The organism is Flavobacterium sp. DW-iso2, from assembly GCF_058725285.1.
Map to the genome: position 1 here is coordinate 1 of NZ_JBZXDY010000001.1, position 13,774 is coordinate 13,774.

Consider the following 13,774-nt stretch of genomic DNA (forward strand, 5'->3'; position numbering starts at 1 on the left):
AATTCGCTTGTACGTTTTTTTCATAATTCAACAAAGATAAAATTTATCATTTGTTGCGTTAGGTTATTGAATTCTCCGCTAACGACCAAAATGTTGTACAACGTTTTGCGGCTTTGCGAGGTTGCGAACTTCGTAACCGCATATTTTCTGCTAAGATAAAATTTCTTGCGAAAGATAAACGTGAATTCACCACATATTTCGCAATCTCGCAAAACCGCTGTTGTACGACGTTTTTTTACCCCATTTTCTTCAATAATTCTATTAAATTCTGCGCCTGATTTCTTGCTTTAATTTTAATATCCTCTTCTGTATAACCTGCATTAATGGAAGTACCGTGAAAGTAAAACGGCTCAACGTAATTCATTTGTGTATAATAAGCAGTTTGTTCTAAATTTTTACAAAATTCGTAAATTCTAAAATGATGTTCTCTTAAAGTTGTATATTCATTTTCAGGCGCTCCAACAGTAAAACTTGGAATAAAATTTTTATCTTTCAATTTGTCGCCTTTAGAGCCATAAGCAAATTGATATTCTAAAACAACATCAAACCATTGTTTTAGAATTGCAGGCATATTATACCAAAAGATTGGATATTGAAAAACTATTGTTTTATGCCTTAATAATGCTTCTTGTTCTTTTTTAGGATTTATTTCAAAGTTTGGATATAATGTGTTAATATTCCTAATTTCAATTTCAAGTTCACTATTTTTAATTTCCTCAATAATTGTTTTGTTTGCCAAAGATTTTTCAATGTTAGGATGTCCTAAAATAATTAATGCCATATTTTTTGTTTTAAATTTTTAAACTATTAAAATGATAGTTGCAAAACTATGTTTAGTTATCTAAATTTGCAATAACTATCATATTTGATAGGTTTAAAATTTAGTCAAATGGAAGATGAATGTTTCGGAAAGTATGTGAAACTTGCTAATAAAATTTATCCTTGTTCAGTAAGTTTAGCGATGGATTTAGTTGGTGGCAAATGGAAAACAGTTATTCTTTATCATTTGCAAGACAGTCAAAAACGATTTAGTGAACTAAAAAAAGAGTTGTTCTCGGTTACGGAAATGACTTTGAGTTTGCAATTGAAACAATTGGAAAAAGATGGTTTAATTTCAAGAAAAGTTTATGGTAAAAAACCTCCTATTAAAGTTATTTATTGCTTAACTGATTTTGGCAAGTCATTTATTCCAGTTTTAAATGCTTTAACCATTTGGGGCAATCAAATCGTGAATGAAAAGGGTGAGTTTACCGATATCTCTGGCGCTTTGTAAAATGTCGTACAACGGTTCTCGGCTTGGCGATGTGGCGGAAATCGAAGACGAATTTTTCCGTTTTGCACTAAAGTTCAACTGAAAAACTGAACTTGAATTTAGCACTAAACCCGCCATATAGCCAAACCGATGTTGCCAGCTGGTGTTTTTATTTATTATCTTTAATTAATAGTGTCCAGAGTTCTTCTTCATTTTTATTATAAATGCGAATTGCCCCCGACCTTACTAATAATTTTCTCAACTCATTATCTTCAAATCCACCTAAATGTTTTTTTATTGTAGAAAATGTTCTGTCTGAATATCTTTCATCATTTAGAAAATGTTTAATTGTATTTTCAGCAATAAATTCTGTTTTAAATTCTTCTTGTTTAATTTTTAATTCTTGCGCAAATCTTTGTTTTTGTAAGCAATATGTAATTATACCACTAGTCAAGGATCCTATTATCGTGCCTAATAACGTAAAAAATACTGTTTCCATAGTTTTTCATTGTAAAATAGTGTTGTCTTCATATAAAACTTTTTTAATGTCTGCCTTAATTATTACTTTATTTGATTTTATAAAATTCTTTAAGTTTTCTAATTTTCGACCTTGTTCAGTAAGATTATTATAATCTACATTAAATGATATATTTGAATCAATAAACATTAATAGTCCATTATGACCTTTACTTGCTCGACTTTCTAGATAACTTTGTTCATTATCAATGTCAAATGTTCTATTTTTAAATCTGTAAAGTTCTTCACCGAATGAATCAGTAAAAACAATATCGTATTTAAATCCTTTTACTCTTTTTGGCTCTTCTTTGTCTTTTCGGGTTACTTGTCCTAACGCAATAACTAATTTCGAATTGTTTGTATTCAAAGTGTACCAATTTGGATTTTTTAAATGTAAATCTATAATATCATTTGGTTTTAGTGACAATCTTATTGAATCTAAAATTCTATTAAATTCTTTTTTATAATTTTTCATTTCATATGTTATAGAAACATCACCTTCTTCAGAATTTCGCATATTGTAATAAAATTTTCCGCCATTTGATTCATCTTTTGTTGGGTGAGGAATATCAATGATTAGTTTGAAATTGTTTTTCATCCAAATTGCTTTTTTACTTTTAGGGACAGTTTTATCAATACGTGGATTTTTATGATTTATTTCGTCAAGTGCTTTTTGTAATCTGTCTTTGTGTTTATCTCCGCCATAAGTGTATTTATTTTTTTCTACTAACGAATCAGGTTTACCATATTGTTCTAAATAATAATTATAAATTAAATCAACATCATCTTTTGAGATTGGTCCACAACCTGTACAAATATATCCAGTTTCTTTAGTATCTGTTCCGATATCAAACTTGAGCTTTCGTAACTTACCAAGATTATAATTTGTGAGCCATCCCTCTTCATTGATATAAACTATGATTGGAATTTTTTTATCGCTTGTTTTTAAAAAATACCTTAAAGATGATGTTGTGTCTTTTTCATTAGGAATTAAAACCTTTTCGGATTTCATTAATTCAACAAATTTATTTTTTGATATTTTTCCAAATTCAATCTCTAAAAAAGGGTCTGGATTTTTCGAACAACTTATTAATAGGACTGAAATACAAAGAGTAAGAATTATTTTCATTTTATAAATCTGGTTTAGTTCAGTTTTTTGGTTACACTTGCTGGCAACGTTATGCCACTTTGAGATGGCTGGAAGTTCGTAACCGCTCAATTTTCGGCTTAACGAAAACTTGATGCGGGACGATAATTCCACTAAATTCCAGCTATATCAAAATGGCGGTTGGCAGAAGTATTTTTATATGTATTCTAATATACGTTCCTTCTCAGACCACATTATTGGTTCTTTGGTCGTTTTTTCATTTAAAAGTTGAATTAGAGAAGATGATCTTTCAGGAGAATATCCTTCTGATTTGTCATTAAAAATTGTTAATCTTTCATCTATGAAATTTTCATATTTTGATTTGAAAGCAATTTCAAAATTCACAATTGATTTTCTTAAATCATTTTCAAAGTAACTTGGAGTAGAACCAGTAACATAAGTGATTAAATTTATTTTTGATTTTTTTGTAATAATCGCATTAAATTTTATGTTTTTATAATCATCTAAATAATGTCTTAGTTTTACATCTTCGATGTAGTTAACCTTTAAAAATGTATTTGCATCACTTCTAAAAGTTTCTCTTTCTTTTTCCTCTTTTTCATCTTTGTACTGTATGCAAAATGAATTAACAGCACCTACAATAAAATTTGCTAAATCAAATACGGCACTGGGAATTTCTTCAATTTTGCTACAGATTTTATAATAATATTCAATACCTGATTTGTCTAAAGTTGATTTTACTTTATAATTTAAAGAATAAGAAGAAATTATTCTTCTTATTAAATCTTCTGATTCTTCAAAATATGGAGTTTCATAATAATTTTGATCAATCCAACCGCTATCTGTAACCACGATTTTCTGATTTGTAATGGTTACAAAAACTGAAACAAATTTATTATTAATGGTTGAAAATGCAGTTATTATCTCTAAGGCATTTTCTCTTTCTTTGAAACTTGTTAAGTTACAAAAAGACTTCTTTATTTGTTCAATTACTTTTTCGTTTTCCATTATTCAAAATTAATGTTATCAAAGTTAATATTATTATTTTCTTCAAAACCTAATTCTTGAATTAGTTGAGCGACAGTTGGAAAATTATTATCAATTAACTTTGAATTTGTCTCCATACAAAATAATGAAATTCCAAAATTTATGTCATTTGCAATTATTTGCGCTTCAGTTTCATTTTTTAAAGTTTCATTTTGGTATGCTATATAATTACCATTTTCATCAAATGAATTGAAATGAGGAGTTTTAATTGATTGTTCTTCAAGTGGAATTTGTGGATTTTCATTTCGGTGTGCAGGACCATCAGAGTCAAATCTAAAGTATGGTTGTTTAATGAAATTTTGACACCGAAGTTTTATTCCGTATTTATTATCTCTCTTACTTTGCTCAACCATAAAAACAACGTCTTCACTAATAGTATTGTGTTGAACGTTTGATTGACCTTCAAACCAAAAAACATTACTTTTTTTTGGTTTTAGAACAATTTCTTTATTTAGGACAATTTTTTCTTCGAAAACTAACTCATTAAAAAAACTGAATTGGTCTTTCACTTCTATATTTTGTTTATTCACGATTCGTTTTTTTAATATTTCTGCCAACTAGTAGATAACATCAAATATATACATCTTTTTTGATATTTAACACTAGGTTTTAAGTATTTTCTTTCTTTTTTAAATCTTATCTATTTGCAGTTGCTCGCGTGAAGGGGAGGAGCTAACTACCGAAGTAGTGCGTATCACCTGACAGCAGTTTAGAAAGGGGCTTTGTGCGCGCAAAATAAATAAGCCCCTTTTTATACTGGTGGCACGCCCAAAAGATTGTGCTAATTTTAAGAGAGAAATTTCCTTGTAAGGCTAAAAACGATTTTAAACTTTGTAACTTTGAGCTTTAAAAATGTTAAACTTCAAACAACAATAAATGAGTCAAGAGATAAGAAATTTAGAACCAAAAGTGCTTTGGAATAAGTTTGCCGATTTGAATGCCGTTCCTCGCCCTTCAAAAAAAGAAGAAAGAGTGATTGAGTTCATGAAAAACTTTGGTAAAAGCCTTGGATTAGAAACTTTTGAAGATGATATTCGTAATGTGATTATCCGCAAGCCGGCGACTCCAGGAATGGAAAACCGCAAAGCGATAGTAATGCAGGGACACTTGGATATGGTACACCAGAAAAATTCGGATACTGTTTTTGATTTCGATACACAGGGAATCGATATGTATGTTGATGAAGACTGGGTGCGTGCTAGAGGAACTACGCTTGGTGCAGATAATGGATTAGGAGTTGCCGCAATTATGGCAATTTTAGAAAGTACAGATATTGCGCATCCTGCGATTGAAGCTTTGTTTACTATTGACGAAGAAACTGGAATGACGGGTGCTTTGAATCTAAAAGGCGGAATCTTGCAAGGACAAATTCTTTTGAATTTAGATACTGAAGAGGATGACGAAATCGACATTGGCTGTGCTGGTGGAATTGACGTTACTGCTACTGCTGAGTATGATGAAGAGGAAACTCCTGAAGGTTCTGTGGGGTATTCAATTACCGTAAAAGGATTAAATGGTGGGCATTCAGGAATGGATATTCACAAAGGACTGGGGAATGCTAATAAAATTATGAACCGCCTGTTATTTGATGGTTTTGATAATTTTGGATTACAAATAGCTGAAATTAAAGGGGGAAGCCTTCGTAATGCTATTCCGCGTGAAAGTGTGGCGCAAGTAATTATTGCTTCGGTATTTGATGAAGCTTTTGTGTTTGATATGCAACAGGTGGTTAATGATATAAAAACAGAATTAAAAACAACGGAACCTAATTTAGAGGTGGTTTTTGAGAAACTGGATACTACGCCGGCAAAAGTAATGCCGTCTATTGCTCAGTATTATTTTGTAAGAGCGATGTATACTGCTCACAACGGTGTGTATAGAATGAGCGCTGACTTTGCTGATTTAGTAGAAACGTCTAATAATATAGCTAAAGTAGTTTTAGGCGAAGGAAAGCTTTCTGTACAGTGTTTAACGCGTTCGTCTGTAGAAACGGCTAAGTTTGATTTAGCGAATGCTTTGACATCCGCTTTTGAATTGATGGGTTGTGAAGTAGAGCTTGCAGGATCGTATCCTGGTTGGACACCAAATGCTGAATCTGAAATTCTAGATGTTTTAGTCCCTATTTATGAGAAACAAACGGGTGAAAAACCAAGTGTTGTAGCTTGTCATGCAGGATTAGAATGTGGGATTCTGGGAACAAATTACCCAGAGATGGATATGATTTCTTTTGGCCCTACTATTCGTGGAGCACATTCTCCTGATGAAAGAGCGAGTATCTCATCATCTCAAAAATTTTGGAAACTTTTGTTAGAAATTCTAGCGAATATTCCGTTGAAATAGTATTTAGTGTTCAGTATTTAAAAAAAAATAGTGTTCAGTTTATGTATAACTGAACACTATTATCTGAGTGCTGAACACTAATTTTTAATCTCTTTTTGGACTGTTTTTCTTTTCTCTTTTTTCTTCTTTCTTTTCTTTAGCCGTTTTAAGAGGCTCTTTTTTGGCGGTTTTCTTCGCGTCTTGACTTTTTGCCATGATATTAGTATTTGAATTTTCGTGTTTAGTGTAGGTAAATGTATGTAATATTTTGGTTTCTTCTAAATATTATTTTAAAAAATCCCCGTCGATGATTAATAATTCAACAGCAGCTGCAGTTATGGATCGATGAGAACTTAAATCATCTGAAACGACATAGGTCATTCCTTCCGTAAGTTGGATTTCTTCTCCCGTTGCCATTTCGCTAACGAAATTCCCTTTCAGACAATGGACTATATGTCCTTTTTGGCACCAGTGATCTGCTAGGTAATTTTCGCTATAGGTTACTTTTCTAATTCTTAGTCCGCCCAATTGTATTGTCTGCCAGTAGGCTGTTCCAGTTTCTCCTGGATATGCTATTTTTTCTATCGCATTCCAGTCGATCGTTTGGAAAGGTATGTTTGACATGTTTCTGGCGTTATAATTTGTAATGTAATATAGGAGTTTTTTCTAAATAAAAATCCCCAACTACTCATCGTAATTGGAGAATTCAATTTTTGGAATTTATCCCTAAACTTAGGGATTGGAATTTTATTTTCCTTTATCTTTTCTTCAAGATTTTATATTCCTCATAACAGCCACTGATAGCGTCCATAATTTGAAGGTCATTTGCGGTTTGAATAAAGGATTCAGAGTAATTACAACGTTGCAATATTTCAGGTATTTCTTTTTTATCAATCCCTAAAAGCACTGCAAGGGTTTCTCTGTCAAACTTTGATTCTAGAAGATTACGCACTGTATCGTCCTTACGCATTTCTTTTAATTTTTTTAATTCTTTTGGGTTGTTACCAAAGAAATTATAAAGCATATCTGCGGGGTTGAAAATGGAGCCAAGAACTCTCCCAAACGCATTTGGAGAGTATTCACCTGCTTCATATCCATGCGTTAAGCCAGAAATACTATAGCGGTAATTTTCACTTGTGGGAATTGTTTTTGAATCTACTTCCAGATATCCTGTTAAGTTAAACGGTCTAATGACTACTTCTTCAAGTGCAATAGCACTCTCGGTAAGGAAAATCTTAGCTACTTTGTTCTTGATCCAGTCATTCGTAACTTTAACTCGAAGGGATTGAAACCCTAAAAGGGAAATATGCAGGGTGTCGGTTGGTTGTACATCAATTTCAAAGTAACCGTTAGAATCGGTTCGTGCTCCTCTAACTTTATTGATATTGATGATATTTGCATTAATCAATGCCGACTTAGTGTTGTCGTTATAGATAAAGCCGGATACTTTTTGGGAATGAACTATCTCTTGTGCAGATGCGGTTAAGGATAGTGCTAAAAAAAAGAGAACTATAAAATATTTCATAAACTGATTTAAAACTTTAAAAGTAGTAAAACAGGATTAAATATTTTATAGTTCTCTTATAATTATAAGAAAATTAACAGTAGATGTTAGTCTCTTCTTGGTCTTCTTGGTTTAGGTGCGTCACCAAAACTTTCAGAACGTCTAGGAGCTCTATCTGAAGAACCTTCGCTTCTTGGAGCTGAGCTTCTTCTTTCAAAGCCACCTTCTCTCGGAGCTGAGCTTCTTCCGCCGAAACCACCTTCTCTTGGGGCTGAGTTTCTATCGCTTCTAAAACCACCACCAGAGCCTTCTCTTCTTGGTGCAAAACTACCTTCTCTTCTTGGAGCAGAACTTCTTCCGCCACCAAAACCACCACCAGAACTTCTTCCGTTGTGATCACGTCTTCCGCCACCATCATTTTTAGAAATTTCAACATTGATACGACGTCCTTCTAATTGTACGTTGTTCAACACTTCCATTACTTTATCGGTGTGCTCAGGATCAGTGTTAAAGAAAGAGAAACCTTCTTTTACGTCTACTTTGAAAACATCATCACGACCTAAGTCTAATGTCTCTTTCAAGTAATCTTTTAATGACATCCAATCGAAGTTATCTCTAGAACCTATGTTCACAAAATATCTTGTTGCACCACCATTATTATTTTCTCTTGGAGTACCATCTCTGTCATCACGTCTTTCAGAACCTGAAGATTGATTAGAGATGTCTCTAGTTTTCTTGTAATAGTTGATGAAACGGTTGAATTCAACTGAAACCATTTTCTTGATTAACTCTTCTTTCGATAAGTCTTCAAGTACGTTATTAATTGCCGGAAGATAGTTGTCAATTTCGTGATCAACTTCTACATCCTTAATCTTATTAGCTAAGTGCAATAATTGGATTTCGCAGATTTCGATTCCTGAAGGAACTGTTTTTTCTTCAAATTTTTGTTTGATGATTCTTTCAATAGAAGAAATCTTACGCAATTCGCTTTTAGTTACAATTACAATAGAAGTACCTAATTTACCAGCACGACCAGTACGACCTGAGCGGTGATTGTAAGTTTCTATTTCGTCAGGTAGTTGATAGTTTACTACGTGAGTAATGTTGTCAACGTCAATTCCACGTGCTGCAACATCAGTAGCTACAAGCATTTGGATTTGTCTTCCTCTAAAAGACTTCATTACACCATCACGTTGCGCTTGAGATAAATCTCCGTGCAATGCAGCGGCGCTGTATCCATCTTCTACTAATTTCTCAGCAACAGCTTGTGTATCACGTTTTGTTCTACAGAAAACTACAGAGAAGATATCTGGATTAGCATCAGCTAAACGTTTCAAAGCTTCGTAACGGTCACGTGCGTTTACAAGGTAAAACTCATGTGAAACTGTTGCAGAACCTGAATTCTTAGCTCCTACGGTAATTTCAATTGGGTCACGCATGAATTGTTTTCCAATTCTAGCTACTTCTGCTGGCATTGTAGCCGAGAATAACCATGTGTTTTTTTCGTCTGGCGTAGTGGATAGGATATTTACGATATCTTCGTAGAAACCCATATTCAACATTTCGTCAGCCTCATCTAGAATACAGTAATTGATTTGAGAAATGTTTACCAATCCTCTGTTAATCATATCTTGCATTCTTCCTGGAGTTGCTACAATAATTTGTGCACCTCTCTTAATTTCTCTTGCTTGGTCTGTTATGCTAGCTCCACCGTAAACTGCTACCACATTAATACCTTTTTCGTATTTAGAGTAGTTTTTAATTTCGTTGGTAATCTGCAAACAAAGTTCGCGTGTTGGAGATAAAATCAATGCTTGTGTATTTCTGTTGTCGGCATCAATTTTCTGAATAACTGGAAATCCAAATGCTGCCGTTTTCCCTGTCCCTGTTTGAGCCAACGCAACCATATCTGTGTCTTTTTCCAATAATAGGGGAATCGCTTTCTCCTGTACTTCGGTCGGATTCTCAAATCCTAGATCTAAAATCGCCTTCAGTAACGATTCACTCAATCCTAATTGTTCAAATTTATTCATATGTATTTTTAAAATAGGGTGCAAAATTACTGTTAATAATTGATATAAACTAATGCTATTTCAAGTTTTGTTGTTTTATTAATATTTGATTATCAGAAAGTTATATTTTTAATTTTAGATTTCGCCCTTTGAATTTGGAATTAGATAAAGAAATAACGGCGAGAATTATAAAAATACATATTAAAATTGTTAAATATTAACGCTTATTTTTCGTTTTTCAAAAAGCGGATTAGCAGCTGTGTTGCTTTTGCTCTGTGACTGATCTGATTTTTTATTGCAGACGACACTTCGGCGAAAGTTTCCTGATACCCTTCAGGTTGGAAGATGGGATCATAACCAAAACCTTCAGTTCCGGCTTTGGCTAAGGTGATTTGGCCTTGAGCTATACCAGTAAAAAGATGTTGCTTCCCCTTTATATTCAAAGTAATTACCGTTTTGAATTGGGCATTCCTATCGGATTTATCAGATAAGGCTTCCAATAGTTTATCCATGTTGTCTTCAGAGCTGCGTTGTTCGCCTGCATATCTGGCAGAATACACTCCGGGAGCTCCGTTCAGCGCTTCCACTTCGAGTCCTGTATCATCCGCAAAACAATCATAGCCATATTTTTCAGTCACATAATTGGCTTTTAAAATCGCATTGCCTTCGATAGTGTCGGCAGTTTCTGGAATCTCCTCATGGCAACCAATGTCTTCCAAGCTTACTATTTCTATAGTTGATGGAAGTAGTTGTTGAATTTCCTTTATTTTGTTTTTATTGTTTGATGCGAAGACGAGTTTCATTTATTTTGATTTTGGATTGATCAAAGATAGGTGTTTTTTAAAATAGGTCTAAAGTATATTAGCATCCTTTAATAATTTAGGAATGAGAAGTGGTTTGTAAGCTAGCTTGTCGATGGGCTTTAGTTTAACATTTTTCAGACAAGTTAAAAAGGTGTTAAAAGTCTAATTATCAAATGATTAAAGATATATTGGTTGTATCTTTGAGTATGGTTTTGGTTTGTTATTGATTATGGCCATCTGGAAGGAGTAGCGTATTTAATAGTCAATTGTATCGAGAGGTATGAGTTGATGATGATAAACCAAAGTCTAAAAATTGGAGGTCTGTAACAAGGCCTCCTTTTTATTGAAATATATCGTAGAAATTGGGCTCTGTGGTTAAGCAGTATTTATATAGAATTGTGGAAATTCTAAAAATGAATCGAATTGATATCAATAAATTTAATATGTATTAATAAAAATGAAGATTCTTTAATTACTGATTGTCAAGTGGTTAATCATTAGTTAAAAGCCTGATTTATAAATTTTTTTGTCGCATTTAATTGTATCTTTGATATGTGGTTTTGATTAATTACTTGTGTATATCAATCTTCACATGAGAATGACAACGCAATATTCAGCTATACTTTATTAATTGTATGAGTTGATAATGGTAAATCAGAACTAACACTTGGAGGGCTTTAATAGCCCTCCTTTTTTGTATGATAATTTTTTTTAAAATGTATTTTAACCATTCTTAAATTATTCGTGAAATATAAATCGAATTAATGTTTAAATTTATACCACGCACATTAATTCGTAGAACGACTTCTTTATTGAATCGTTTTACAGCTAAGGCGAAAAATTCATCTACCAGATGTAGTGAGTGTTATGTAAACGAAAAAAAGAATTAGCCTAGCTGAAACGCAATCGTACATAAACATGCTTAATTCCTTTTTTTTCTGAATCTCTTTCATCGATTTCTAGAATATCGGTCAATGATTTTAACATTGGAGTTAGTTTTACAAAGCCATAATTTCTAGGATCGAATTCGGGTTTTCTTTTTACGATAAGATTTCCAACATCACCAAGAAAGGCCCAGCCGTCGTCATCGCAAATATCTTCGATTGTACTTTCAATGAGTTCGATAGTTTGTGTGTCTATTTTGTTTAAAGATGATTTCTCAATCGGTTTTTCAATCGTTTTCCCAACGGGTTTTTCGACTGGTTTTTTGATGTCTGCAGAGCGTTTTTTAGCTTTTTTCTGAATAGCACCATCCAAAACTTCGATGTAAATAAATCGATCACAGGCTACAATAAAGGAATTAGGTGTTTTCTTTTCTCCAATTCCAATAACTTTCATTCCGGATTCTCTCAATCGTATCGCTAGTCGGGTAAAATCAGAATCACTCGAAACGATACAAAATCCATCTACCTTGTCAGAATACAATAAATCCATGGCGTCAATTATCATTGCTGAATCTGAAGAATTTTTTCCAACGGTATAACTGTATTGTTGAATGGGGGTGATTGCATGTTCTAATAAAACACTTTTCCAGCCTCCAGCATTTGGCTTCGTCCAATCGGCATATATACGTTTTGTCGTAGGTGTTCCAAATTTGGCTATTTCTTCCATCATTCCTTTTACGTTACTATAGGGAACGTTGTCTGCGTCAATTAGAACAGCCAGTTTTAATTCTTTTGTATCTTGTGCCATAAATTATGTCGAATTGAAATATTTATTCAAAGGTACAAAGTTTATTATTGAAAATGAATTTTTGCCTTTCTCACCATGACATAACACTCCTTTTTGATAGGAAAAAGAATAATGTGCGAGACGGGTACTAAAAAAAAATGACATAAAATCCTTTTTTAAGGTTTAAATATTTATTTTTGCAACTTCTTAAAGTTAAAATTATTACTTAAATATATTATGGTAAAAGATTTATTCGAAAGGATTCAGAACAATAAAGGACCACTAGGAAAATGGGCTTCGCAAGCTGAGGGATATTTTGTTTTCCCCAAGTTAGAAGGTGATTTGGGTCCAAGAATGCAGTTTGGTGGAAAAGAGATTTTGAACTGGAGTTTGAACGACTATTTAGGTTTAGCGAATCACCCTGAGGTGAGAAGAGCAGATGCCGATGCAGCGATTCAATACGGTGCAGCTTACCCTATGGGAGCTAGAATGATGAGTGGTCATACAAAATATCATGAGCAATTAGAGAATGAATTGGCAGCTTTTGTAATGAAAGAATCTGCTTATTTATTGAATTTTGGTTACCAGGGAATGGTATCTATTATTGATGCTTTGGTTACTAAAAATGATGTAATTGTATATGATGTAGATGCTCATGCTTGTATTATTGATGGTGTTCGTTTGCATATGGGTAAACGTTTTACCTACAGACATAATGACATTGAAAGCATGGAGAAAAACCTGCAACGTGCTACAAAATTAGCTACAGAGAATGGTGGAGGTATCTTATTTATTACTGAAGGTGTTTTTGGAATGCGTGGTCAACAAGGAAAACTGAGAGAGATTGTTGCAATGAAGCAAAAATATAATTTCCGTTTATTAGTTGATGATGCACATGGTTTTGGTACACTAGGAGAAACAGGTGCAGGTGCAGGTGAGGAGCAAGGAGTTCAAGATGACATTGATGTTTACTTTTCTACTTTTGCAAAATCAATGGCTAACATTGGTGCTTTTGTTGCAGCAGATAAGGACATTATTGATTACCTAAAATACAACTTACGTTCTCAAATGTTTGCTAAATCATTACCAATGATTCAAGTTATTGGTTCATTGAAACGTTTAGATCTGTTACGCAATCACCCAGAATTGAAAGCTAAACTTTGGGAGAATGTTAATGCTCTACAAAGTGGTTTAAGAAGTAAAGGATTTAACATAGGAGACACTAATACTTGTGTAACACCTGTTTATCTTGAAGGAAGTGTTCCTGAAGCGATGGTTATGGTAAATGATTTGAGAGAAAATTACGGAATTTTCTTGTCGATTGTTATTTATCCTGTGATTCCAAAAGGAATGATTTTACTACGTGTGATTCCAACGGCTCCTCATACATTGTCTGACATTGATGAGACGCTAGTTGCTTTTGAAGCAATTCGTGAGAAGTTAGAAAATGGTACTTATAAAGAAATTGCATCAAAAACTAAAGTTGATTTAGACGCATAGTTTGTTTATACTACAATTTATATTTAAAATCCATTCGCTAAT

At 33.1% G+C, this 13,774-nt stretch carries 13 protein-coding genes; 3 read left to right on the forward strand and 10 right to left on the reverse strand.

Features of this window, described 5'->3' with window-relative positions:
• Positions 1-235: 235 nt before the first annotated feature.
• On the reverse strand, positions 236-781 hold the full coding sequence (locus AC4PRO_RS00005) for an NAD(P)H-dependent oxidoreductase (RefSeq protein ID WP_492115817.1): 546 nt from the start codon (positions 779-781) through the stop codon (positions 236-238).
• 108 nt (positions 782-889) lie between these two features.
• On the opposite strand from AC4PRO_RS00005, the gene AC4PRO_RS00010 reads away from it, so the two are divergent.
• Complete coding sequence (locus tag AC4PRO_RS00010) at positions 890-1,273, forward strand: winged helix-turn-helix transcriptional regulator (protein WP_492115818.1); 384 nt, start codon at positions 890-892, stop codon at positions 1,271-1,273.
• Between the two features lie 148 nt (positions 1,274-1,421).
• On the opposite strand, the gene AC4PRO_RS00015 is transcribed toward AC4PRO_RS00010, so the two are convergent.
• The 4 genes from AC4PRO_RS00015 to AC4PRO_RS00030 form a co-directional block, all read right to left on the reverse strand.
• Positions 1,422-1,751 (reverse strand): hypothetical protein, encoded by a 330-nt coding sequence (locus AC4PRO_RS00015; RefSeq protein ID WP_492115819.1) that lies wholly within the window; start codon positions 1,749-1,751, stop codon positions 1,422-1,424.
• Positions 1,752-1,757: 6 nt separating this feature from the next.
• Positions 1,758-2,897: a hypothetical protein gene (locus AC4PRO_RS00020; protein WP_492115820.1), complete on the reverse strand. Its 1,140-nt coding sequence runs from the start codon at positions 2,895-2,897 to the stop codon at positions 1,758-1,760.
• Positions 2,898-3,071: 174 nt separating this feature from the next.
• Positions 3,072-3,884, reverse strand: a complete 813-nt coding sequence (locus AC4PRO_RS00025; protein ID WP_492115821.1) for a hypothetical protein — start codon at positions 3,882-3,884, stop codon at positions 3,072-3,074.
• Entirely contained in the window at positions 3,884-4,453 is a 570-nt protein-coding gene (locus AC4PRO_RS00030; protein ID WP_492115822.1) for a hypothetical protein, read from the reverse strand. Before AC4PRO_RS00030 ends, AC4PRO_RS00025 begins: the two co-directional genes overlap by 1 nt.
• A 346-nt stretch (positions 4,454-4,799) precedes the next feature.
• On the opposite strand from AC4PRO_RS00030, the gene AC4PRO_RS00035 reads away from it, so the two are divergent.
• On the forward strand, positions 4,800-6,263 hold the full coding sequence (locus AC4PRO_RS00035; protein ID WP_492115823.1) for an aminoacyl-histidine dipeptidase: 1,464 nt from the start codon (positions 4,800-4,802) through the stop codon (positions 6,261-6,263).
• 264 nt (positions 6,264-6,527) lie between these two features.
• On the opposite strand, the gene AC4PRO_RS00040 is transcribed toward AC4PRO_RS00035, so the two are convergent.
• The 5 genes from AC4PRO_RS00040 to AC4PRO_RS00060 all read right to left on the reverse strand — a co-directional run bounded on the left by AC4PRO_RS00040 (position 6,528) and on the right by AC4PRO_RS00060 (position 12,253).
• On the reverse strand, positions 6,528-6,866 hold the full coding sequence (locus AC4PRO_RS00040) for a DHCW motif cupin fold protein (RefSeq protein WP_074723208.1): 339 nt from the start codon (positions 6,864-6,866) through the stop codon (positions 6,528-6,530).
• A gap of 133 nt (positions 6,867-6,999) precedes the next feature.
• Entirely contained in the window at positions 7,000-7,767 is a 768-nt protein-coding gene (locus AC4PRO_RS00045) for a carboxypeptidase-like regulatory domain-containing protein (RefSeq protein WP_074723207.1), read from the reverse strand.
• A gap of 86 nt (positions 7,768-7,853) precedes the next feature.
• Positions 7,854-9,779, reverse strand: a complete 1,926-nt coding sequence (locus AC4PRO_RS00050; protein ID WP_074723206.1) for a DEAD/DEAH box helicase — start codon at positions 9,777-9,779, stop codon at positions 7,854-7,856.
• A gap of 203 nt (positions 9,780-9,982) precedes the next feature.
• Positions 9,983-10,561, reverse strand: coding sequence for a non-canonical purine NTP diphosphatase (locus AC4PRO_RS00055; RefSeq protein WP_074723205.1), 579 nt, complete (start codon positions 10,559-10,561; stop codon positions 9,983-9,985).
• 891 nt (positions 10,562-11,452) lie between these two features.
• Entirely contained in the window at positions 11,453-12,253 is an 801-nt protein-coding gene (locus AC4PRO_RS00060) for an NYN domain-containing protein (protein WP_492115824.1), read from the reverse strand.
• A gap of 216 nt (positions 12,254-12,469) precedes the next feature.
• Here AC4PRO_RS00060 and capB point away from each other — a divergent pair, with 216 nt between their 5' ends.
• Positions 12,470-13,732: a cysteate-C-fatty acyltransferase gene (capB, locus tag AC4PRO_RS00065; protein WP_074723203.1), complete on the forward strand. Its 1,263-nt coding sequence runs from the start codon at positions 12,470-12,472 to the stop codon at positions 13,730-13,732.
• The last annotated feature ends 42 nt before the right edge of the window (positions 13,733-13,774 follow it).

What these genes read in the sequence shown, in the direction of transcription:
- AC4PRO_RS00010 (WP_492115818.1), top strand. Translation starts at nt 890, where the DNA reads ATGGAAGATGAATGTTTCGGAAAGTATGTGAAACTTGCTAATAAAATT.
- capB (WP_074723203.1), top strand. Translation starts at nt 12,470, where the DNA reads ATGGTAAAAGATTTATTCGAAAGGATTCAGAACAATAAAGGACCACTA.
- AC4PRO_RS00060 (WP_492115824.1), bottom strand. Translation starts at nt 12,253, where the DNA reads ATGGCACAAGATACAAAAGAATTAAAACTGGCTGTTCTAATTGACGCA.
- AC4PRO_RS00035 (WP_492115823.1), top strand. Translation starts at nt 4,800, where the DNA reads ATGAGTCAAGAGATAAGAAATTTAGAACCAAAAGTGCTTTGGAATAAG.
- AC4PRO_RS00055 (WP_074723205.1), bottom strand. Translation starts at nt 10,561, where the DNA reads ATGAAACTCGTCTTCGCATCAAACAATAAAAACAAAATAAAGGAAATT.
- AC4PRO_RS00015 (WP_492115819.1), bottom strand. Translation starts at nt 1,751, where the DNA reads ATGGAAACAGTATTTTTTACGTTATTAGGCACGATAATAGGATCCTTG.
- AC4PRO_RS00050 (WP_074723206.1), bottom strand. Translation starts at nt 9,779, where the DNA reads ATGAATAAATTTGAACAATTAGGATTGAGTGAATCGTTACTGAAGGCG.
- AC4PRO_RS00045 (WP_074723207.1), bottom strand. Translation starts at nt 7,767, where the DNA reads ATGAAATATTTTATAGTTCTCTTTTTTTTAGCACTATCCTTAACCGCA.
- AC4PRO_RS00025 (WP_492115821.1), bottom strand. Translation starts at nt 3,884, where the DNA reads ATGGAAAACGAAAAAGTAATTGAACAAATAAAGAAGTCTTTTTGTAAC.
- AC4PRO_RS00005 (WP_492115817.1), bottom strand. Translation starts at nt 781, where the DNA reads ATGGCATTAATTATTTTAGGACATCCTAACATTGAAAAATCTTTGGCA.
- AC4PRO_RS00020 (WP_492115820.1), bottom strand. Translation starts at nt 2,897, where the DNA reads ATGAAAATAATTCTTACTCTTTGTATTTCAGTCCTATTAATAAGTTGT.
- AC4PRO_RS00040 (WP_074723208.1), bottom strand. Translation starts at nt 6,866, where the DNA reads ATGTCAAACATACCTTTCCAAACGATCGACTGGAATGCGATAGAAAAA.